Here is a 20975-nt window from a genome sequence, read left to right as displayed (position 1 = left end):
GGCGCAGCAGATGACAATGTTATTCCAGTCGCAGTATGCTGATTCCTGATATTTTTTATGGGTAACCTTAATGAGTAAAATGCCGCTCTTTTTTGTTCTGGTCGTCGCGGTGATTGTGGTGGCGGCTTCGTTTCGCTATGTGCAGCAGCGCCGCGAAAAACTGGCGAACGACGCCGCGCCGGTGTTGCAAAAGCGGGTGATCGTCAGCAATAAGCGGGAAAAAGTGATTAACGATCGGCGTTCGCGCCAGCAGACGGTGACGCCTGCGGGCAGCGAGATGCGCTATGAAGCGAGCTTTCGCCCTGAGAACGGCGGGCTGGAGGTGGTGTTTCGCCTTGACGCGCCGCAGTATCATGCGCTGAGCGTCGGCGATCGCGGGATGTTGAGTTATAAGGGCACAGCGTTCGTGGCGTTTACGCCCGATCCCTGAGCCCTTGTCAGGACTATTTCTTCAGCGTCGCCTTCAGTTTTTTCTGCCAGGCGACGAGCTCAAACACGCCGAAGATAAAAATGCGGATTTGCTCAAAGCGGCCCAGCGGCGGGGCATCTTTCGGCTGCGTCGCCTTGAGCAGCGTCAGCTGCAGACCATGCATCAGGATCATAAAAATCAGCGCGACGTTGACGAAGATATTCAGCGGCTTCGGGAAGGGCTGAAACAGATTCAATAACAGAAAGGCCCAGACGCACAGCATCAGCAGGCGGCCTAAATTAATCAGCATGGTGCTCTCCTTGGGCCTCACGTTGGTAAAGACGGTACGCGACCTGTCCGGCCACTTTTTCACGATACAGATGCCAGTTTGCCGGTACCGGCGGTAAACCGTTTTCGACTTCGCTTTCGACGTACACCAGGGCCTCATCGGCCAGCCAGCCCTGCGTTTCCAGCAGGCGCAGCGTCTCCTCCAGCAGCCCCTGACGGAACGGTGGGTCGACGAATACGATCTCATGCGGCGTGCCCGGTTGGCTCAGGAAGCTGAGGGTGTTGGTCGCGATCACCTTGCCGCGATCCGCTTTCAGGGTGGCCAGGTTTTTTTGCAACTGCTGAGCGACGCCGCGCTCCATCTCCAGTAGCGTAGTGCTGGCCGCATAGCGGGACAGCGCCTCAAGCCCCAGCGCGCCGCTGCCGGCAAAGCAGTCGAGGCAGTGCGCGTCAACGATGGACGGCGCCAGCCAGTTAAAAAGGGTTTCGCGAACCCGGTCGGTGGTCGGCCGCAGGCCCGGGCTCTCCGGCACCGGTAATTTACGGCCGCGCCATTGCCCGCCGATGATGCGGATCTGACCGCTGCCCGCGTGGTTTGGTTTTTTCATCTCTCTGCTCAAGTCTCAACTTCCGGCCTGCTATTCTAGCGATCGACGGCGGTTGACGAAACCTTAATCCGGGGGCGGTGCTGCGAGTTAAGTTAAGTGATAGACTATCCAACTAATTTCATCATTTTTTCAGCTTCTGATGAAGCTGCGCCATGAATAAACAGCGAGGAGTGTGGTCGCAAATGGCAAAAGAGAAAAAACGTGGCTTCTTTTCCTGGCTGGGCTTTGGACAGAAAGAACAGGCACAGGAAACCGAGACTGAACAAAAAGTAGAAGAACAACAAGCGGTTGCCGATGAGACGCCGGCGGCGGCAACCCCTGCCGAGCCGAGCGCGCCGAAAGCGGACCCGGAGGCGTTTGCCGAAGAGGTCGTCGACGTCACCGAGACGGTGGTCGAAAACGAAAAGGCCCACCTTGCGGAGCCTGCCAGCGCGCAGGAAGAAGAGTGGGTGGAAGCGCCTGCTCTGACCGAAGAAGCGCCTGTTGTTGAACCGGAGCCCGCGGTCAGCGAACCGGTTGAACAGCCTGCGGTGGTTGAGTCGCTGGCGGAAGAGGTTATCGCCGAACCGGTGGCGGCGGAGGTCGTGGCTGAGCAGCCTGTAGAGGATGCTGTTGCCCAGCCGCAGGAGACGGAAGCGCCGGAAGAGGACGCGCCGTTAAGCGATGAAGAGCTGGAAGCGCAGGCGCTGGCGGCCGAGGCGGCAGAAGAGGCGGCGGTGGTGGTGCCGGCGCCAGAAGACGAGGCGCCGGTGGAAGAACTGGCCCAGGAGCAGGAAAAACCGACGAAAGAAGGCTTTTTTGCCCGCCTAAAACGTAGTCTTCTGAAAACAAAAGAAAATCTCGGTTCCGGATTTATCAGCCTGTTCCGCGGTAAGAAGATCGACGACGATCTGTTTGAAGAGCTGGAAGAGCAGCTGCTGATCGCTGATGTCGGGGTGGAGACCACCCGCAAGATCATTACTAACCTCACTGAGGGCGCCAGCCGTAAGCAGCTGCGCGATGCGGAGGCGCTGTACGGCCTGCTGAAAGAAGAGATGGGTGAGATTCTCGCCAAAGTGGATGCGCCGCTGAACGTTGAAGGCAAAACGCCATTTGTTATTCTGATGGTCGGCGTGAACGGGGTGGGGAAAACCACCACCATCGGCAAGCTGGCGCGTCAGTTTGAGCAGCAGGGCAAAACGGTGATGCTGGCGGCGGGGGATACCTTCCGTGCGGCGGCGGTAGAACAGTTGCAGGTCTGGGGGCAGCGTAACAATATCCCGGTGATCGCCCAGCACACCGGCGCCGATTCCGCTTCGGTGATTTTCGACGCCATTCAGGCGGCGAAGGCGCGCCATGTTGATGTGCTGATTGCCGATACCGCTGGGCGTCTGCAGAATAAATCGCACCTGATGGAAGAGCTGAAGAAGATCGTCCGGGTGATGAAAAAGCTGGACGTCGACGCGCCGCATGAGGTGATGTTAACCATCGACGCCAGCACCGGGCAGAATGCGATTAGCCAGGCCAAACTGTTCCATGAGGCGGTAGGTTTGACCGGGATCACCCTGACCAAGCTGGATGGCACCGCCAAAGGCGGCGTGATCTTCTCGGTGGCCGACCAGTTCGGCATTCCGATTCGCTATATTGGCGTCGGCGAGCGTATTGAGGATCTGCGTCCGTTTAATGCGGGCGACTTTATTGAGGCACTTTTTGCCCGAGAGGATTAAGAATGATTCGCTTTGAACAAGTCAGCAAAGCCTATCTCGGTGGGAGACAAGCGCTGCAGGGGGTGAACTTCCACCTGCAGCCGGGCGAGATGGCGTTTCTGACCGGCCACTCCGGCGCAGGGAAAAGTACCCTGCTGAAGCTTATCTGTGGTATCGAACGGCCCAGCGCCGGCAAAATCTTCTTCAGCGGTCATGAAATCAGCCGCCTGAAGAGCCGTGAGGTGCCGTTCCTGCGCCGCCAGATCGGCATGATTTTCCAGGACCACCATTTGCTGATGGATCGCACCGTGTATGACAACGTGGCGATCCCGCTGATTATCGCCGGCGCCAGCGGCGATGACATTCGTCGCCGCGTCTCGGCGGCGCTGGACAAGGTCGGGCTGCTGGACAAAGCGAAGAACTTTCCGATTCAGCTCTCCGGCGGCGAGCAGCAGCGCGTGGGGATCGCTCGCGCAGTGGTCAACAAGCCGGCGGTACTGCTGGCGGATGAACCGACCGGTAACCTCGACGAGGCGCTCTCGGAGGGGATTTTACGTCTGTTTGAAGAGTTTAACCGCGTCGGGGTGACGGTACTGATGGCCACGCACGATCTGGGGCTTATCTCCAGCCGTCCGTACCGCGTGCTGACGCTCAGCGACGGCCATCTGCATGGAGGCATTCGGGGTGAATAAGCGCGACGCAATGAACCAAATCCGCCAGTTCGGCAGCAAGTTCGATCGCCTGCGCAACGCGGCGGGCGGCGGCGGCGGCGGGCGCAATGCGCCAAAACGGCCGAAAGCGGCGCCTAACCCGGCCTCGCGTAAGAGCAACGTGTTCAACGAGCAGGTGCGCTACGCCTGGCACGGCGCGCTCCAGGATTTAAAAAGCACACCGCTGGCCACCTTCCTGACGGTGATGGTTATCGCCATCTCGTTGACCCTGCCAAGCGTCTGCTACATGGTCTACAAAAACGTCAGCAGCGCGGCGTCACAGTACTATCCCTCGCCGCAGATCACCGTGTATCTGGAAAAAACGCTGGATGACGACGCCGCGGCGCGGGTGGTAGGTCAGCTGCAGGCGGAGCAGGGCGTCGACAAGGTGAACTATTTGTCACGTGACGAGGCATTGGGTGAATTCCGTAACTGGTCCGGCTTTGGCGGCGCCCTGGATATGCTGGAAGAGAACCCGCTGCCGGCGGTCGCCATCGTGGTGCCGAAGCTGGATTTCCAGAGCACGGAAGCGCTGAACACCCTGCGCGATCGGGTATCGCGGATCCAGGGGGTCGATGAGGTGCGGATGGACGACAGCTGGTTTGCCCGCCTCTCCTCGCTCACCGGGCTGGTGGGCCGCGTGTCGGCGATGATTGGCGTGCTGATGGTGGCGGCGGTGTTCCTGGTGATCGGCAACAGCGTGCGCCTGAGCATCTTCGCCCGCCGCGATACCATTAACGTGCAGAAACTGATCGGCGCCACCGACGGCTTTATCCTGCGTCCGTTCCTCTACGGCGGGGCGATGCTGGGCTTCTCCGGCGCGTTTTTATCGCTGATCCTGTCGGAGATTCTGGTGATGCGCCTCTCGTCGGCAGTGACCGAAGTGGCGAAGGTGTTCGGCACCCAGTTTGAGCTAAGCGGCTTAGGCTTTGACGAGTGTCTGCTGATGCTGATCGTCTGCTCGATGATTGGCTGGGTGGCCGCCTGGCTGGCGACAGTGCAACATTTACGTCACTTTACTCCCGATTAAAAAAAGCGTGATATAATCTTTCCCTGCTGCAATGAGTTCCTGTTCGCAGGGAAAGATACCGCAAGCTTGTTCTCCTTTTCCTGCCCTCACTTTTTCATCGTGGTGTCACATTTTGTGCGTAATTTATTCACACCGTTGCATGGAACTTGTGGATAAAATCACTGTCTGATACTAATGTGAGTGATATTCTCGTTGCTCATGAATGCTGGCATGCTTGTTGCCTGATGGGGACAAGACCACGTCAGAAGATATCAATTGAGAGGATTTGAATGACCAAAGAAATGCAAACTTTAGCTTTAGCCCCCGTTGGTAACCTGGAATCGTATATCCGGGCCGCTAACACTTGGCCGATGCTGTCGGCTGATGAAGAGCGGGAGCTTGCTGAAAAGCTGCATTACCAGGGCGATCTGGAAGCAGCGAAAAAGCTGATTCTGTCTCACCTGCGCTTTGTTGTTCACATTGCTCGTAACTACTCGGGCTATGGCCTGCCGCAGGCGGATCTGATCCAGGAAGGCAATATCGGCCTGATGAAAGCCGTGCGTCGCTTCAACCCGGAAGTGGGTGTGCGCCTGGTCTCCTTCGCCGTGCACTGGATTAAAGCCGAAATTCACGAATACGTGCTGCGCAACTGGCGTATCGTGAAGGTCGCTACCACCAAAGCACAGCGTAAGCTGTTCTTTAACCTGCGTAAAACCAAACAGCGTCTGGGTTGGTTCAACCAGGATGAAGTGGAAATGGTGGCCCGTGAGCTGGGCGTGTCGAGCAAAGACGTCCGCGAGATGGAATCCCGCATGGCGGCCCAGGACATGACGTTCGACATGTCGTCGGACGATGAATCCGACAGCCAGCCGATGGCGCCGGTCCTGTATCTGCAGGACAAAACGTCAAACTTTGCCGATGGCATCGAAGACGATAACTGGGAAGAGCAGGCGGCGAATAAGCTGACTGACGCGATGCAGGGCCTGGACGAGCGTAGCCAGGATATCATCCGCGCCCGCTGGCTGGACGAAGACAACAAGTCCACGCTGCAGGAGCTGGCTGACCGCTACGGCGTCTCCGCAGAGCGCGTGCGTCAGCTGGAAAAGAACGCCATGAAAAAACTGCGTGCAGCGATCGAAGCCTGATACGCCACGCCTGCCTGATACCTGATATCAGGCTCCCCGATAACGCCCCGCCTCAGGTTGGGGCGTTTTGTTTTTCTGCGTCCTCCCGGAGCAGGAGCATCTGCGGGCAGTGCGTCTGCAGGCAGCCGAGTAAGACGCTGAACGCCGACGCCATCTGCTCCTCGGGCTGGCTGGCAAATCCCATCAATAATCCTTTCTTACGCGCCGCCGTCAGGTAGTAGCGCGAGAGCGGCCGCACCAGAATGTGGCGCGCATTGGCCTCGCGGGCGATCGCCACATCGTCAGCCTCTTCCGGTAAATTGAGGATCAAATGCAGCCCGGCATTATCGCTGAAGTCCGACAGGGCGTCGGGCATACAGTGCCGCTGAATCAGCTCGGTTAAAAAGGCGCGGCGACGGCTGTAGAGCAGGCGCATGCGGCGGATATGGGCCGAGTAGTGACCAGCGGTAATAAACTCCGCCAGCGCCATCTGGATCAGCGAATGGCCGCCGCGGTAAAGCTCGGCGTGGGCGTGCTTCAGATCGCTGACCAGCGGACGGGGGATCACCACATAGCCCAGACGCAGGCCGGGATAGAGCGTTTTACTGAAGGTGCCGATATAGACCACCGGTGCGTCGGCCACCAGCCCCTGCAGGGCGGGGATGGGCTGGCCGGAAAAGCGAAACTCGCTGTCATAATCATCTTCGACGATCCAGCTCCCCTGCTGGCGGGCGAGCGCCAGCAGCCGCTGACGACGTTCAAGGCTCATCACTGCGCCCAGCGGATACTGGTGAGAGGGGGTGACAAAGATGAGCCGCGGCGCATCGTCTACCGTTTCCGGCGGACACAGGCCGTTGGCATCGACGGTCAGGGGCTCCGCCCGGACGTCATTCATCGCCAGCAGGTGGCGAATGCCCCAGTAGGAAGGCTCCTCCACCCACGCCAGATCGCCGCTGTCGCACAGCATGCGGGTGACCAGATCGATAGCCTGGTGGATCCCCTCGGTGATAAGAATTTGATCTGCCTGACAGTGGACGCCGCGCGATACCCGCAGATAATCCACCAGCGCCTGCTGCAGCTCCGGGGTACCGCCGTTGCAGCTGTAGCTGAGCCGCTCCGGCTTTGGCCGACGGCTGATGCGCGCCTGGATCTTGCTGAACAGCGGATGGGGAAAGGCGTTAACGTCCGGTACGCCGGGAATAAACGCTCCCCACTGGCGCGGGCTGGCGCTGACCTGGCCGAGCAGGTGCTGGCCGCGGCGTGAAAGGTGCGCCGTCGATGTCGCGATGCTGCTGTTTTCCCGCTCACCCTTAGCGGTCAAGGAACTTTCAGAGGCGGTTTGGGCAACGAATGTTCCGCTTCCCCGACGGGAAACCACATATCCTTCCGCCAGTAATTGTTCATAAGTTGTTAATATAGTGTTTCTTGATACGCCGAGTTCTCCCGCCAGGTCCCGCGACGGCGGCAGGCGGCTTTGCGGTGCCAGCGAACCGTCAAGGATCGCGCGGCGAAGCGCGTTGTATAAGCGTTTGTGCAGAAGAGGGTCGCGCTCTTCCTGCAGACGGACCAGCACCAGGTCACCCACCAGCGAACGCAATTGGATCCCTCAGATATTCAAAATTGGTACTCGATTATAGGGCCAACTCCTGTGTAAATAAACGACATCGTTTCTAATTTGTTGCGATAACGTGACATACACGACAGGAGATTCGTAGGTGAAAAGCTCAGAACTGAATCAACGTCGCCAGCAGGCGACGCCGCGCGGCGTAGGCGTAATGTGTAACTACTTTGTCGAGAAGGCGGAGAACGCCACGCTTTGGGATATCGAAGGCAATGAGGTGATCGATTTCGCCGCCGGTATCGCCGTGTTAAATACCGGTCACCGTCATCCGAAGGTGGTTGCCGCGGTCGCTGACCAGCTGCAGGCGTTCACCCACACCGCCTATCAGATTGTGCCGTACGAAAGCTATGTCACGCTGGCGGAACGTATCAACGATCTGGCGCCGATTGACGGGCCGGCAAAAACGGCCTTCTTCACCACCGGCGCGGAAGCGGTCGAGAACGCGGTGAAAATTGCCCGCGCTTACACCGGTCGTCCGGGGCTGATAACTTTCGGCGGCGGTTTCCACGGCCGTACCTTTATGACCATGGCCCTCACCGGTAAGGTCGCACCCTACAAAATCGGCTTCGGGCCGTTCCCGGGCTCGGTGTATCACGGTGTCTACCCGAATGCGGCGCATGGCGTGACCACCGCGGATGCGCTGAAAAGCCTGGAGCGCATTTTCAAAGCGGATATTGCGCCGGATCAGGTCGCGGCCATCATCCTCGAGCCGATCCAGGGGGAAGGCGGCTTTAACGTCGCGCCGGCCGATTTCATGCAGGCGCTGCGCGACCTGTGCGATACCCACGGCATTCTGCTGATCGCCGATGAAGTGCAAACCGGTTTCGCCCGTACCGGCAAGCTGTTCGCCATGCAGCATTATGATGTGAAACCGGATCTGATGACGATGGCGAAAAGCCTCGCCGGCGGTTTCCCGCTGTCGGGCGTCGTTGGTCGCGCCGAGGTAATGGATGCCCCAGCGCCAGGCGGACTGGGCGGGACCTATGCCGGTAACCCGCTGGCGGTGGCCGCGGCGCACGCGGTGCTGGATGTGATTGCCGAAGAGCAGCTGTGCCAGCGCGCTGAGCAGCTGGGTAGCCATCTGCAGGAAGTGCTCAACCAGGCGCGCGCCACCTGTCCGGCGATTGTCGATGTCCGCGGCCGGGGGTCGATGGTGGCAGTGGAGTTTAACGATCCGCAAACTGGCGAGCCGTCGCCGGAGTTCACCCGCCAGGTGCAACAGAAAGCGCAGGAGAACGGCCTGCTGCTCCTGAGCTGCGGCGTCTACGGCAACGTGATCCGCTTCCTCTATCCGCTGACGATTCCGGACGCCCAGTTCTCGAAAGCGCTGGATATTCTGGCGCGCGTACTGAAGAGCTAACGTCTCCCCGGCGGGCTGCGGCGGCAGGGAAGCCGAACAGAAACAGGAAGCCGCAGCCGGCTGTTCATGCTCAGCGTGAGTGGTTTATCACCCTGATATCACCTTTTTTCCGGCGGTGAAAACCGCCGGAGTAAAACGGAAAGTATTATGTCTGAAAACTCCACCTTTTCTCCCGTCCTCACCGGCCGGGAACGTACGGCTGTCCCTGCAAAATCTCTGAGCTTCGTCGAAGGGGTATCGATGATTGTCGGTACCAATATTGGCGCGGGTGTCCTCTCTATCGCCTATGCGTCAAGCAAAGCGGGCTTTTTACCACTGCTGTTCTGGCTGGTGCTGGTGGGCAGCCTGACCACGGTGACCATGCTCTATGTCGCGGAATCCACGCTCCGCACGCGTAAACATCTGCAGCTCAGCGGATTATCAAAGCGCTACGTCGGCGGCTTTGGCGCGCTAATGATGTTCCTCTCCGTCTGCGTCAACAGCGTCGGGGCATTGACGGCTTATATGACCGGCAGCGGCAAGCTGCTGCACTCGCTGTTTGGCATCTCGCCGGCGCTGGGCAGCGTGCTGTTTTTCGTCCCGGCGGCAGGGGTGCTCTATCTGGGGCTGAAGGCGATCGGCCGCGGCGAGAAATTTATCAGCATCGGCATGGTGGTGATGATCTCGGTGCTGGTGATTGCCACGCTGCTGAAAGAGACCACCCGCGTGGGCTATCTGCTCGACGGCAACTGGCTGTATATGGTTCCGGTCTTCAACGTCGTGGCGTTCTGCTTCTCGGCACAGTATATCGTCCCGGAAATGGCGCGGGGCTTCGCCGACAAACCGGAAAAATTGCCTAAAGCCATTATGGTCGGCATGGCGCTGACCTTTACCCTGCTGGCGCTGGTGCCGCTGTCGGTGATCTCGCTTAACGGCCTGGAGAATATTTCGGATGTGGCCACCATCTCCTGGGGCAGGGCGCTTGGCGAATGGGCGTTTTTCTCCGCCAACCTGTTTGCGCTGTGCGCGATGCTGACTTCCTACTGGGGACTGGGCGGCAGCTTCCTGACCAATATCTTCGATCAGTTCCGCCTGGGGAATGACGAACAGCCCGCCCGTCGCCTGATGGTGCTGCTGGTGGTGGCGATCCCGCCGTTCGCGCTGGCCTACAGCGGCATGGTCTCCTTCGTCAACGCGCTCTATTTTGCCGGGGTGTTCAGCGGCGTTATTTTATCGATTATGCCGATCCTGATGCTCAAGGGCGCCCGCCAGCGTGGCGACCTGACGCCGGGCTGGACCTGTCCGGCCTGGATGACCCATCCGCTTATCCAATGCTTCATTGTGTTGTTGTATCTTTGCAGCGCCGTCTACGCGATAGCGTCCGCGGTAGGCTACCTGCCCGCTGGCTGGTAATTAGGGCCTGTTTTGCACCGCGTCCGGTTCATGCTGGCGCGGTTTTTTTATTTGTCACTTATCTGTTACATAGCCCGCAATTTAGTCGTTTCAAATTCCTCAGAATGACGGTATGTTTAGCATAGTGTGCTGCAAAAGCGCGAGCAGCCCCAGGTAGATTAGCTATCATATGCTTTTCCTATCGATATAAACAAAATAATGCGCTAACAAACAACATCACAACAAATGCAAAAACCATAATAATGGGGAGCCTCAGGATGAATATGAAGGGTAAAGCGTTACTGGCAGGATGTATTGCCTTAGTTATGAGCAGCGCGGCGCTGGCGGAAGATATCAAAATCGCGGTAGTCGGGGCGATGTCCGGCCCGGTGGCCCAGTACGGCGATCAGGAATTTACCGGCGCCGAGCAGGCGGTAGCGGATATCAATGCTAAGGGCGGCATTAAGGGCAATAAGCTGCAGATCGTAAAATATGATGACGCTTGCGACCCGAAACAGGCGGTAGCGGTCGCCAACAAAGTGGTCAACGACGGGATCAAATACGTTATCGGCCACCTGTGCTCCTCTTCCACTCAGCCGGCGTCTGATATCTATGAAGACGAAGGCATTCTGATGATCACCCCGGCAGCAACCGCGCCGGAGCTGACCGCGCGCGGCTATAAGCTGATCCTGCGCACCACCGGACTGGACTCCGACCAGGGACCAACCGCGGCGAAATACATTCTCGACAAAGTGAAGCCGCAGCGTATCGCAGTGGTGCATGACAAACAGCAGTATGGCGAAGGTTTGGCCCGTGCGGTGCAGGATGGCCTGAAAAAAGGCGGGGCGAACGTGGTCTTCTTCGACGGGATCACCGCCGGTGAGAAAGACTTCTCCACGCTGGTAGCGCGCCTGAAGAAAGAGAATATCGACTTCGTCTATTATGGCGGCTATCACCCGGAAATGGGCCAGATCCTGCGTCAGGCCCGCGCTGCCGGTCTGAAAACCCAGTTTATGGGCCCGGAAGGCGTAGCGAACGTCTCCCTGTCTAACATCGCCGGCGAGTCGGCGGAAGGTTTGCTGGTGACCAAGCCGAAGAACTACGACCAGGTGCCGGCGAACAAACCGATTGTGGATGCGATCAAGGCGAAAAAACAGGATCCGAGCGGCGCCTTCGTCTGGACCACCTACGCGGCGCTGCAGTCGCTGCAGGCGGGCCTGAATCAGTCTGACGATCCGGCGGAAATCGCTAAATACCTGAAAGGCGCGACCGTGGACACCGTGATGGGCCCGCTGTCATGGGATCAGAAAGGCGACCTGAAAGGATTCGAGTTCGGTGTCTTTACCTGGCATGCGAATGGTACGGCGACCGACGCCAAATAATTTAACCGGCGCCTTTCACGCTGCAAATGCGTTGTCTGCGACCCTCAACCCCGGTCACTTACTGATGTAAGCTCCCGGGGATTTCGGGTGTTGACGCCTTTTTGCCACGCGAAATGCTGGGTTAAATGGGCGGGGGCGCCTTTCACGCTGCAAATGCATTGTCTGCGACCCTCAACCCTGGTCACTTACTGATGTAAGCTCCCGGGGATTTCGGGTCTTGACGCCTTTTTGCCACGCGAAATGCTGGGTTAAATGGGCGGGGCGCCTTTCACGCTGCAAATGCGTTGTCTGACCCCGGTTGCGCTGCGCTTACCGGGGCTACAGCTTAATGCTTTTCCCAACCGGTGTGCTGGGCGCTAAAGCCGAGCGCCTGCATAAAGGCCGCCATCACGCCGCGGTCCTCCACCCCTTGGTCGGCGACGCGCCAGCTTTTGATGGCCGGGTTATCACGCAACGTCTCTTCCACTAAATATTGCCCGACGCCGCGGCGGCGGGTCACTTCACGCACGCACAGATCGCTGAGCTCACCTTCAACGCCGCGCAGGGTAACGCGCACGGCGCCCAGCAGGCGCTCGTTAAAGCGGGCGGCGTAGAGACGATGGTTTTCATCAAGGGTCAGCGTCGACAGATCCTGCGACGGCCAGATTTTTCCCAGATCAATGCGATCCTGATCGCTGAAGTGCTGTAAACGGATAATGGTCAGTTTCATGGGCGGCAAGTCCAGTGCAAAACAGAGGCGCCAGTGTACCCAAAATTGCTGTCTGGCGGAGCGCTGTTTTTTGCGCATACATCAGGGGATTCGTTTTCCTGGCGTTGTTGGGGTAGCGCAATCCGTCATGGATCGAAAAATAAGCAGAATTTTAACCTAATGTGCAGCGTTTTATTCCGCCTTATGTATCGTTATTTTATGCTGCCGCATGGACTTTTTTTTGTTTATCTTCGGCAAAATACAGAATATTATCTTTGCTTAATCGACTGAAAAATAGAGATTTTAATCTGTTTTTTAGTGAAAAGCTGCGCTAAACCATTAAACTCAATGGTAAAAATGGCGTTGTTTAATAAAAGCACAGAATGCTTTTTAACCATAAAAATACAAAACATTTACACCACATCACGAACGGGGTTCTGCAGCATGAAAAGGAACGCGAAAACCATCGTCGCGGGCATTGTCGCATTAGCGATGTCGCACGCGGCGATGGCCAAGGATATTAAGGTCGCCGTGGTCGGCGCGATGTCGGGCCCGGTGGCCCAGTGGGGCGACATGGAGTTCAATGGCGCGCGTCAGGCGATTAAAGACATCAACGCCAGCGGCGGCATTAAGGGCGACAAGCTGGTGGCCGTCGAATACGACGACGCCTGCGATCCGAAGCAAGCGGTCGCGGTAGCCAACAAAATCGTCAACGACGGTATTCAGTACGTTATCGGCCACCTGTGCTCCTCTTCCACCCAGCCGGCTTCCGATATCTATGAGGATGAAGGCATCCTGATGATCTCCCCGGGAGCGACCAACCCGGAGCTGACCCAGCGCGGCTATCAGTACATCATGCGTACCGCCGGCCTCGACTCCTCGCAGGGGCCGACCGCGGCGAAATATATCGTCGAGAAAGTGAAACCGCAGCGTATCGCTATCATTCATGACAAGCAGCAGTACGGCGAAGGGCTGGCGCGTTCGGTGCAGGACAACCTGAAGAAAGCCGGGGCCAACATCGTCTTCTTTGACGGCATCACCGCGGGGGAAAAAGATTTCTCCGCCCTGCTGGCGCGCCTGAAGAAAGAGAACATCGACTTCGTCTACTACGGCGGTTACTACCCGGAAATGGGGCAGATGCTGCGCCAGGCGCGCTCCGTCGGGCTGAAAACCGTGTTTATGGGGCCGGAAGGGGTCGGCAACGCCTCGCTGTCCAATATCGCGGGCGCCGCGGCGGAAGGGATGCTGGTGACAATGCCAAAACGCTACGATCAGGACCCTGCCAACAGCGCCATCGTCAACGCGCTGAAAGCGGAGAAGAAAGATCCGAGCGGGCCGTATGTCTGGATCACTTACGCCGCGGTTCAGTCGCTGGCGCAGGCGATGGACAGAACCGGCAGCCAGCAGCCGCTGGATTTAATCAAAGATTTGAAAGCGCACGGGGCGAAAACCGTGATTGGGCCGCTGACCTGGGATGAAAAAGGCGATCTGAAGGGATTTGAGTTTGGTGTCTTCCAGTGGCACGCCGACGGCTCTTCGAGCGCGGCGAAATAAGCGCTGAAGATGAGTTATCCCTCCGCCCGCGAACCGCGGGCGGTTTGAAAAAGGTTACCTTATGTCCGAGCAGTTTCTCTATTTTCTGCAGCAGATGTTTAACGGCGTCACGCTGGGCAGTACCTACGCGCTGATCGCCATCGGCTATACGATGGTGTACGGCATTATCGGCATGATCAACTTCGCCCACGGCGAGGTCTATATGATTGGCAGCTATGTCTCCTTCATAATCATCGCCGCGCTGATGATGATGGGCATCGACACCAGCTGGCTGCTGGTCGCCGCCGGCTTCGTGGGCGCCATTGTGATTGCCAGCGCCTACGGCTGGAGCATTGAGCGCGTGGCCTATCGGCCGGTGCGTAACTCCAAACGTCTGATTGCGCTGATCTCCGCTATCGGGATGTCTATCTTCCTGCAGAACTACGTCAGCCTGACCCAGGGCTCCCGCGACGTGGCGCTGCCGAGCTTGTTTAACGGCCAGTGGGTTGTCGGCCACAGCGACAGCTTCTCTGCGACGATCACCACCATGCAGCTGGTGATCTGGGTGGTGACTTTTATCGCCATGTTGGCCCTGACGCTGTTCATTCGCTACTCGCGGATGGGACGCGCCTGCCGCGCCTGTGCCGAAGACCTGAAAATGGCCAGCCTGCTCGGGATTAATACCGACCGCGTTATCGCCCTGACCTTTGTCATCGGCGCAGCGATGGCGGCGGTGGCCGGCGTGCTGCTGGGGCAGTTCTACGGCGTGATTAACCCCTACATCGGCTTTATGGCCGGGATGAAGGCCTTCACCGCCGCCGTGCTCGGCGGTATCGGCAGTATTCCGGGCGCGATGATCGGCGGCCTGATCCTGGGTATTGCCGAAGCGCTCTCTTCTGCCTATCTCAGCACTGAATATAAGGACGTGGTTTCCTTCGCGCTGCTGATTCTGGTGCTGTTAGTAATGCCGACCGGCATTCTGGGCCGCCCGGAGGTGGAAAAAGTATGAAACCGATGCAAATTGCAATGGCGCTGCTCTCTGCTGCGATGTTCTTCATTCTGGCGGGCGTCTTTATGGGCGTGCAGCTGGAGCTGAACGGCACCAAACTGGTGGTGGATACCGCCGCCGATATTCGCTGGCAGTGGATCTTCATCGGTACCGCGGTGGTCTTTTTCTTCCAGCTGCTGCGGCCGCTGTTCCAGAAAGCGGTTAAGAACGTCTCCGGGCCGAAGTTTATTATGCCGGCGATTGACGGCTCAACGGTGAAGCAGAAGCTGTTCCTGATCGCCCTGCTGGTCATTGCCGTGGCCTGGCCGTTTATGGTGTCGCGCGGCACGGTGGATATCGCCACCCTGACGATGATCTATATCATCCTCGGCCTCGGGCTGAACGTGGTGGTCGGGCTTTCCGGCCTGCTGGTGCTGGGCTACGGCGGGTTCTACGCCATCGGCGCCTACACTTTCGCGCTGCTGAACCACTATTACGGTCTCGGTTTCTGGACCTGTCTGCCGCTGGCCGGCCTGGTCTCCGCGGCGGCTGGCTTCCTGCTCGGTTTCCCGGTACTGCGTCTGCGCGGCGACTACCTGGCGATCGTGACCTTAGGCTTCGGCGAGATCGTGCGTATTCTGCTGCTCAACAATACCGAAATCACCGGCGGGCCGAACGGCATCAGCCAGATCCCGAAACCGACCTTCTTTGGCCTCGAATTTAGCCGTAGCGCCCGCGAAGGCGGCTGGGATACCTTCAGCAACTTCTTCGGCGTCAAATACGATCCCTCCGACCGGGTGATTTTCCTCTACCTGGTGGCGCTGCTGCTGGTGGTGCTGAGCCTGTTCGTTATCAACCGCCTGCTGCGGATGCCGCTGGGGCGGGCGTGGGAAGCGCTGCGTGAAGATGAAATCGCCTGTCGTTCGCTGGGCCTGAGCCCGACGCGCATTAAGCTGACCGCCTTTACCATCAGCGCCGCGTTTGCCGGCTTTGCCGGGACGCTGTTCGCCGCGCGACAGGGCTTCGTCAGTCCGGAATCCTTTACCTTCGCCGAGTCCGCCTTCGTACTGGCGATCGTCGTGCTGGGCGGGATGGGCTCGCAGTTCGCGGTGATCCTGGCGGCTATTCTGCTGGTGGTGTCGCGTGAGCTGATGCGTGACTTTAACGAATACAGCATGTTAATGCTCGGCGGCCTGATGGTGCTGATGATGATCTGGCGTCCGCAGGGGCTTCTGCCAATGACGCGCGTGCAGTTGAAGCTGAAAAACGGTCAGGCGAAAGGAGAGCAGGCATGAGTCAGCCATTATTATCCGTCAGCGGCCTGATGATGCGTTTCGGCGGTCTGCTGGCCGTCAACAATGTGTCGCTGGAGCTCAGAGAGCGCGAGATCGTCTCGCTGATCGGCCCCAACGGCGCCGGGAAGACCACGGTCTTTAACTGCCTGACCGGTTTCTACAAGCCTACCGGCGGCACCATTCTGCTGCGCGACCAGCATCTGGAAGGGCTGCCGGGCCAGCAGATTGCCCGGATGGGCGTGGTGCGGACCTTCCAGCACGTGCGTCTGTTCCGCGAAATGACGGTGATTGAAAACCTGCTGGTGGCGCAACATCAGCAGCTGAAAACCGGACTCTTCTCCGGTCTGCTGAAAACGCCGGCCTTCCGTCGGGCGCAGAGCGAAGCGCTGGATCGCGCGGCCACCTGGCTGGAGCGTATCGGCCTGCTGGAGCACGCTAACCGCCAGGCCAGCAACCTGGCCTATGGCGACCAGCGCCGGCTGGAGATTGCTCGCTGCATGGTGACCCAGCCGGAAATTCTGATGCTCGATGAACCCGCGGCGGGGCTGAACCCGAAAGAGACCAAAGAGCTGGACGAGCTTATCGCCGAGCTGCGTAACCATCACAACACCACCATCCTGCTTATCGAACACGATATGAAGCTGGTGATGGGCATTTCCGATCGCATCTACGTCGTAAACCAGGGGACACCGCTGGCCAACGGGACGCCGGAAGAGATTCGTAATAACCCGGACGTGATCCGCGCATACCTTGGTGAGGCATAAGATGGAAAACGCGATGTTAACTTTTGACAACGTCAGCGCCCACTACGGCAAGATTCAGGCGCTGCACAACGTCAGCCTGCATATCAAACAGGGCGAGATTGTGACGCTTATCGGCGCCAACGGCGCGGGGAAAACCACCCTGCTCGGCACGCTGTGCGGCGATCCGCGCGCCTCCAGCGGGCGCATTGTCTTTGACGGTAAGGATATTACCGACTGGCAGACGGCGAAGATCATGCGTGAGGCGGTGGCGATCGTCCCGGAAGGGCGGCGCGTCTTTTCGCGTATGACGGTGGAAGAGAACCTGGCGATGGGCGGTTTTTTTGCCGACCGCGATCAGTTCCAGACCCGCATCAAATGGGTGTATGAGCTGTTTCCGCGTCTGCACGAGCGCCGTATCCAGCGCGCCGGCACCATGTCCGGCGGCGAACAGCAGATGCTGGCGATCGGTCGCGCTCTGATGAGCCAGCCGCGTCTGCTGCTGCTGGATGAACCGTCATTAGGGCTGGCGCCGATCATTATTCAGCAGATCTTCGATACCATTGAGCAACTGCGCGAGCAGGGGATGACTATCTTCCTCGTCGAGCAGAACGCCAACCAGGCGCTGAAGCTGGCCGACCGCGGCTACGTGCTGGAGAACGGTCACGTGGTGCTGGAGGATACCGGCGACGCGCTGCTGGCCAACGAGGCGGTGCGCAGCGCCTATCTCGGCGGTTAATTCATCGCAACCCGGCGTCGTTCAGTTCGCCGGTTTGTAGCCCGGGCGAGGCGCTTGCGCCGACCCCGGGAGCCGATCGCACAACTCTTATCCGTGTCTCAGCTCCCACTTTACTTCCCCCGTCCTTTCATCGGCTTGTCATCTCTCTGACCCGTTACTATCTTTTTTTTGTAATAAAAAAGTTATTTTTCTGTAATTCGAACATGTCATGTTACCCCGCGAGCATAAAACGCGTGAAATCGCGCATCCGGCACAACAAGAGAGATAACCGATGATATCGTTACGACATACAGCTTTAGGACTGGCGCTGAGCCTGGCTTTTGCCGGTCAGGCCCTGGCGGTTACCACCATCCCGTTCTGGCACTCAATGGAAGGCGAACTGGGTAAAGAAGTGGATTCTCTGGCGCAACGCTTTAACGCGGCCAATCCTGATTACAAAATCGTTCCGGTATACAAGGGCAACTATGAACAGAGCCTGAGCGCCGGTATCGCCGCCTTCCGTACCGGCAACGCGCCGGCGATCCTGCAGGTGTATGAAGTGGGCACCGCCACCATGATGGCGTCGAAAGCCATTAAGCCGGTCTACCAGGTGTTTAGCGAGGCGGGCATCAAGTTTGATGAATCGCAGTTTGTGCCGACGGTCGCCGGGTATTACACCGATTCGAAAACCGGCCATCTGCTCTCCCAGCCGTTTAACAGCTCCACCCCGGTGCTGTACTACAATAAAGACGCCTTCAAAAAAGCCGGTTTAGATCCAGAGCAGCCGCCGAAGACCTGGCAGGATCTGGCGGCCTACACCGCGAAGCTGAAAGCTGCCGGGATGAAGTGCGGCTACGCCAGCGGCTGGCAGGGCTGGATCCAGATCGAGAACTTCAGCGCCTGGCATGGTCTGCCGGTGGCGACGAAAAATAATGGCTTTGACGGCACCGACGCGGTTCTTGAGTTCAATAAGCCGGAGCAGGTGAAGCATATTGCGCTACTCGAAGAGATGAACAAGAAGGGCGATTTCAGCTACTTCGGGCGTAAAGACGAGTCCACTGAAAAGTTCTATAACGGCGATTGTGCCATTACCACTGCCTCGTCCGGCTCGCTGGCCGATATCCGCCAGTACGCCAAATTTAACTACGGCGTCGGCATGATGCCTTACGATGCCGATGTGAAAGGCGCGCCGCAGAACGCTATCATTGGCGGGGCCAGCCTGTGGGTGATGCAGGGCAAAGACAAAGAGACCTACACCGGCGTGGCGAAGTTCCTCGACTTCCTGACCAAACCGGAAAACGCCGCCGAGTGGCACCAGAAAACCGGCTATCTGCCGATCACCACCGCGGCCTACGATCTGACCCGTCAGCAGGGCTTCTATGATAAGAACCCGGGCGCCGATATCGCCACCCGCCAGATGCTGAACAAGCCGCCGTTGCCGTTCACCAAAGGCCTGCGCCTGGGCAACATGCCGCAAATCCGCACCATCGTCGATGAAGAGCTGGAGAGCGTGTGGACCGGCAAGAAAACCCCGCAACAGGCGCTGGATTCCGCCGTTCAGCGTGGGAATCAGCTGCTGCGCCGCTTCGAACAAGCGACCAAATCGTAATCTGTAACTTGCCCGGTGGCGCTGCGCTTACCGGGCCTACGATGTGCCCTATGTAGGCCGGGTAAGGCGTAGCCGCCATCCGGCATTGTTCAGGAACCCAATCTACATGTCATCATCCCGTCCGGTATTCCGCTCGCGCTGGCTGCCCTACGTGCTGGTCGCGCCGCAGCTGATTATCACGCTGATTTTCTTTATCTGGCCCGCGGGCGAAGCGCTGTGGTATTCGCTACAGAGCGTCGACCCGTTTGGCCTCTCCAGCCAGTTCGTCGGCCTGGATAACTTCGTTGCGCTGTTCCATGACCCGTACTATCTGGACTCATTTTGGACCACCATAAAATTCAGCACCCTGGTGACCGTCAGCGGCCTGCTCATTTCGCTGTTTTTTGCCGCGCTGGTCGACTATGTGGTGCGCGGCAGCCGCTTTTATCAAACGCTGATGCTGCTGCCGTACGCCGTGGCCCCCGCCGTCGCGGCGGTGCTGTGGATCTTCCTCTTTAACCCCGGGCGCGGGCTGATCACTCACTTCCTTGGCGAGCTGGGCTACGACTGGAACCACGCGCAGAACAGCGGCCAGGCGATGTTCCTGGTGGTCTTTGCCTCGGTATGGAAGCAGATAAGTTACAACTTCCTGTTTTTCTTCGCCGCGCTGCAGTCGATCCCGCGTTCGCTGGTTGAAGCCGCTGCCATCGACGGCGCCGGACCAATCCGCCGCTTCTTCAAGCTGGCGCTGCCGCTGATTGCGCCGGTAAGTTTCTTCCTGCTGGTGGTCAACCTGGTTTACGCCTTCTTCGACACCTTCCCGGTGATCGATGCTGCCACCGCCGGCGGCCCGGTGCAGGCGACCACCACCCTGATTTACAAAATCTATCGCGAAGGTTTCGCCGGGCTCGATCTTTCCGCTTCCGCCGCGCAGTCGGTGGTGCTGATGTTCCTCGTCATTATCCTGACGGTGGTGCAATTCCGTTACGTTGAAAGTAAGGTGCGTTACCAATGATTGAGAACCGTCGCGGGCTGACGATTTTCAGCCACACCATGCTGATTTTGGGCATCGCCGTCATTTTATTCCCGCTATATGTTGCCTTCGTGGCGGCGACGCTGGATAACCAATCGGTGTTCGAAACGCCGATGACGCTGATCCCCGGCGGACATCTGCTGGAGAACATGAAGACCATCTGGGTGAACGGCGTCGGCGTCAACAGCGCGCCGTTCTGGCTGATGATGCTCAACAGCTTCATCATGGCGTTCGCCATTACGGTGGGCAAAATCGTGGTGTCGATGCTTTCGGCGTTCGCCATCGTCTGGTTCCGCTTTCCGCTGCGTAACCTGTTCTTCTGGCTGATCTTTATCACCCTCATGCTGCCGGTCGAGGTGCGTATTTTCCCGACGGTGGAAGTGATCGCCAATCTCAAAATGCTCGACAGCTACGCCGGGCTTACGCTGCCGCTAATGGCCTCGGCCACCGCCACCTTCCTGTTCCGCCAGTTCTTTATGACCCTGCCGGACGAGCTGATTGAAGCGGCGCGTATCGATGGCGCTTCGCCGATGCGCTTTTTTCGCGACATCGTGCTGCCGCTGTCGAAAACCAACCTCGCCGCGCTGTTCGTCATCACCTTTATCTACGGCTGGAACCAGTATCTGTGGCCGTTGCTGATTATTCAGGATGTGAATCTTGGCACCGCCGTCGCCGGCATCAAAGGCATGATCGCCACCGGCGAAGGTACTACCCAGTGGAATCAGGTGATGGCGGCGATGCTGCTGACCCTGATCCCGCCGGTTGTCATCGTTTTAGCCATGCAGCGCGCGTTTGTGCGTGGCCTGGTCGATAGTGAGAAATAAA

At 58.4% G+C, this 20975-nt stretch carries 20 protein-coding genes; 16 read left to right on the top strand and 4 right to left on the bottom strand.

The window, feature by feature from the left end:
- The first annotated feature begins 79 nt into the window (after positions 1-79).
- Complete coding sequence (locus tag GQR96_RS23250) at positions 80-430, top strand: DUF2500 domain-containing protein (RefSeq protein ID WP_023291234.1); 351 nt, start codon at positions 80-82, stop codon at positions 428-430.
- 13 nt (positions 431-443) lie between these two features.
- On the opposite strand, the gene GQR96_RS23245 is transcribed toward GQR96_RS23250, so the two are convergent.
- Entirely contained in the window at positions 444-719 is a 276-nt protein-coding gene (locus tag GQR96_RS23245) for a DUF1145 family protein (protein ID WP_004202092.1), read from the bottom strand.
- Entirely contained in the window at positions 709-1305 is a 597-nt protein-coding gene (gene rsmD, locus GQR96_RS23240; RefSeq protein ID WP_017899982.1) for a 16S rRNA (guanine(966)-N(2))-methyltransferase, read from the bottom strand. Before rsmD ends, GQR96_RS23245 begins: the two co-directional genes overlap by 11 nt.
- Positions 1306-1487: 182 nt before the next feature.
- On the opposite strand from rsmD, the gene ftsY reads away from it, so the two are divergent.
- From ftsY to rpoH, 4 genes are all read left to right on the top strand, one after another.
- On the top strand, positions 1488-3011 hold the full coding sequence (gene ftsY, locus GQR96_RS23235; protein ID WP_062914635.1) for a signal recognition particle-docking protein FtsY: 1524 nt from the start codon (positions 1488-1490) through the stop codon (positions 3009-3011).
- A 2-nt stretch (positions 3012-3013) separates the two neighbouring features.
- A complete protein-coding gene (gene ftsE, locus GQR96_RS23230) occupies positions 3014-3682 on the top strand; it encodes a cell division ATP-binding protein FtsE (protein ID WP_004202097.1) in 669 nt (222 codons plus the stop codon).
- Positions 3675-4730, top strand: coding sequence for a permease-like cell division protein FtsX (gene ftsX, locus GQR96_RS23225; RefSeq protein WP_002920816.1), 1056 nt, complete (start codon positions 3675-3677; stop codon positions 4728-4730). The genes ftsE and ftsX overlap by 8 nt, the downstream gene beginning before the upstream one ends.
- 269 nt (positions 4731-4999) lie before the next feature.
- Positions 5000-5854 carry an RNA polymerase sigma factor RpoH gene (gene rpoH, locus GQR96_RS23220; protein ID WP_002920815.1) on the top strand — a complete coding sequence of 285 codons (855 nt, stop codon included), beginning with the start codon at positions 5000-5002 and terminating at the stop codon, positions 5852-5854.
- A 52-nt stretch (positions 5855-5906) separates the two neighbouring features.
- On the opposite strand, the gene GQR96_RS23215 is transcribed toward rpoH, so the two are convergent.
- A complete protein-coding gene (locus GQR96_RS23215) occupies positions 5907-7430 on the bottom strand; it encodes a MocR-like pyridoxine biosynthesis transcription factor PdxR (RefSeq protein WP_049002848.1) in 1524 nt (507 codons plus the stop codon).
- A 118-nt stretch (positions 7431-7548) separates the two neighbouring features.
- Between GQR96_RS23215 and GQR96_RS23210 the strand changes: the two genes are divergently transcribed.
- The 3 genes from GQR96_RS23210 to livJ all read left to right on the top strand — a co-directional run bounded on the left by GQR96_RS23210 (position 7549) and on the right by livJ (position 11567).
- Entirely contained in the window at positions 7549-8814 is a 1266-nt protein-coding gene (locus tag GQR96_RS23210; protein WP_004202103.1) for a 4-aminobutyrate--2-oxoglutarate transaminase, read from the top strand.
- 147 nt (positions 8815-8961) lie between these two features.
- A complete protein-coding gene (locus tag GQR96_RS23205; protein ID WP_017899980.1) occupies positions 8962-10206 on the top strand; it encodes an aromatic amino acid transport family protein in 1245 nt (414 codons plus the stop codon).
- 257 nt (positions 10207-10463) lie between these two features.
- On the top strand, positions 10464-11567 hold the full coding sequence (gene livJ / locus GQR96_RS23200) for a branched chain amino acid ABC transporter substrate-binding protein LivJ (RefSeq protein WP_002920812.1): 1104 nt from the start codon (positions 10464-10466) through the stop codon (positions 11565-11567).
- Between the two features lie 325 nt (positions 11568-11892).
- On the opposite strand, the gene panM is transcribed toward livJ, so the two are convergent.
- On the bottom strand, positions 11893-12276 hold the full coding sequence (gene panM, locus GQR96_RS23195; protein WP_065903851.1) for an aspartate 1-decarboxylase autocleavage activator PanM: 384 nt from the start codon (positions 12274-12276) through the stop codon (positions 11893-11895).
- A 423-nt stretch (positions 12277-12699) separates the two neighbouring features.
- Here panM and livK point away from each other — a divergent pair, with 423 nt between their 5' ends.
- From livK to ugpE, 8 genes are all read left to right on the top strand, one after another.
- Positions 12700-13809, top strand: a complete 1110-nt coding sequence (livK, locus tag GQR96_RS23190) for a high-affinity branched-chain amino acid ABC transporter substrate-binding protein LivK (RefSeq protein WP_002920808.1) — start codon at positions 12700-12702, stop codon at positions 13807-13809.
- 61 nt (positions 13810-13870) lie between these two features.
- Entirely contained in the window at positions 13871-14797 is a 927-nt protein-coding gene (gene livH, locus GQR96_RS23185; RefSeq protein ID WP_043522580.1) for a high-affinity branched-chain amino acid ABC transporter permease LivH, read from the top strand.
- Positions 14794-16071: a branched chain amino acid ABC transporter permease LivM gene (gene livM / locus GQR96_RS23180; protein ID WP_004202111.1), complete on the top strand. Its 1278-nt coding sequence runs from the start codon at positions 14794-14796 to the stop codon at positions 16069-16071. The genes livH and livM overlap by 4 nt, the downstream gene beginning before the upstream one ends.
- The gene (livG, locus tag GQR96_RS23175) at positions 16068-16835 is read left to right on the top strand and encodes a high-affinity branched-chain amino acid ABC transporter ATP-binding protein LivG (RefSeq protein ID WP_002920803.1); all 768 of its coding nucleotides are present in this window, start codon (positions 16068-16070) and stop codon (positions 16833-16835) included. Before livM ends, livG begins: the two co-directional genes overlap by 4 nt.
- Before the next feature lies 1 nt (position 16836).
- Entirely contained in the window at positions 16837-17550 is a 714-nt protein-coding gene (gene livF / locus GQR96_RS23170) for a high-affinity branched-chain amino acid ABC transporter ATP-binding protein LivF (protein WP_004145133.1), read from the top strand.
- 271 nt (positions 17551-17821) lie between these two features.
- Entirely contained in the window at positions 17822-19138 is a 1317-nt protein-coding gene (gene ugpB, locus GQR96_RS23165) for a sn-glycerol-3-phosphate ABC transporter substrate-binding protein UgpB (protein ID WP_004174008.1), read from the top strand.
- A gap of 106 nt (positions 19139-19244) precedes the next feature.
- Entirely contained in the window at positions 19245-20132 is an 888-nt protein-coding gene (ugpA, locus tag GQR96_RS23160; RefSeq protein WP_004202113.1) for a sn-glycerol-3-phosphate ABC transporter permease UgpA, read from the top strand.
- Positions 20129-20974 carry a sn-glycerol-3-phosphate ABC transporter permease UgpE gene (gene ugpE / locus GQR96_RS23155; protein ID WP_023319266.1) on the top strand — a complete coding sequence of 282 codons (846 nt, stop codon included), beginning with the start codon at positions 20129-20131 and terminating at the stop codon, positions 20972-20974. Before ugpA ends, ugpE begins: the two co-directional genes overlap by 4 nt.
- The last annotated feature ends 1 nt before the right edge of the window (position 20975 follow it).

Origin of the sequence: Klebsiella sp. PCX (assembly GCF_021869705.1) — a bacterium.
Lineage (GTDB): Bacteria > Pseudomonadota > Gammaproteobacteria > Enterobacterales > Enterobacteriaceae > Klebsiella > Klebsiella quasipneumoniae.
This window is presented reverse-complemented; position numbering and strand designations above follow the sequence as displayed.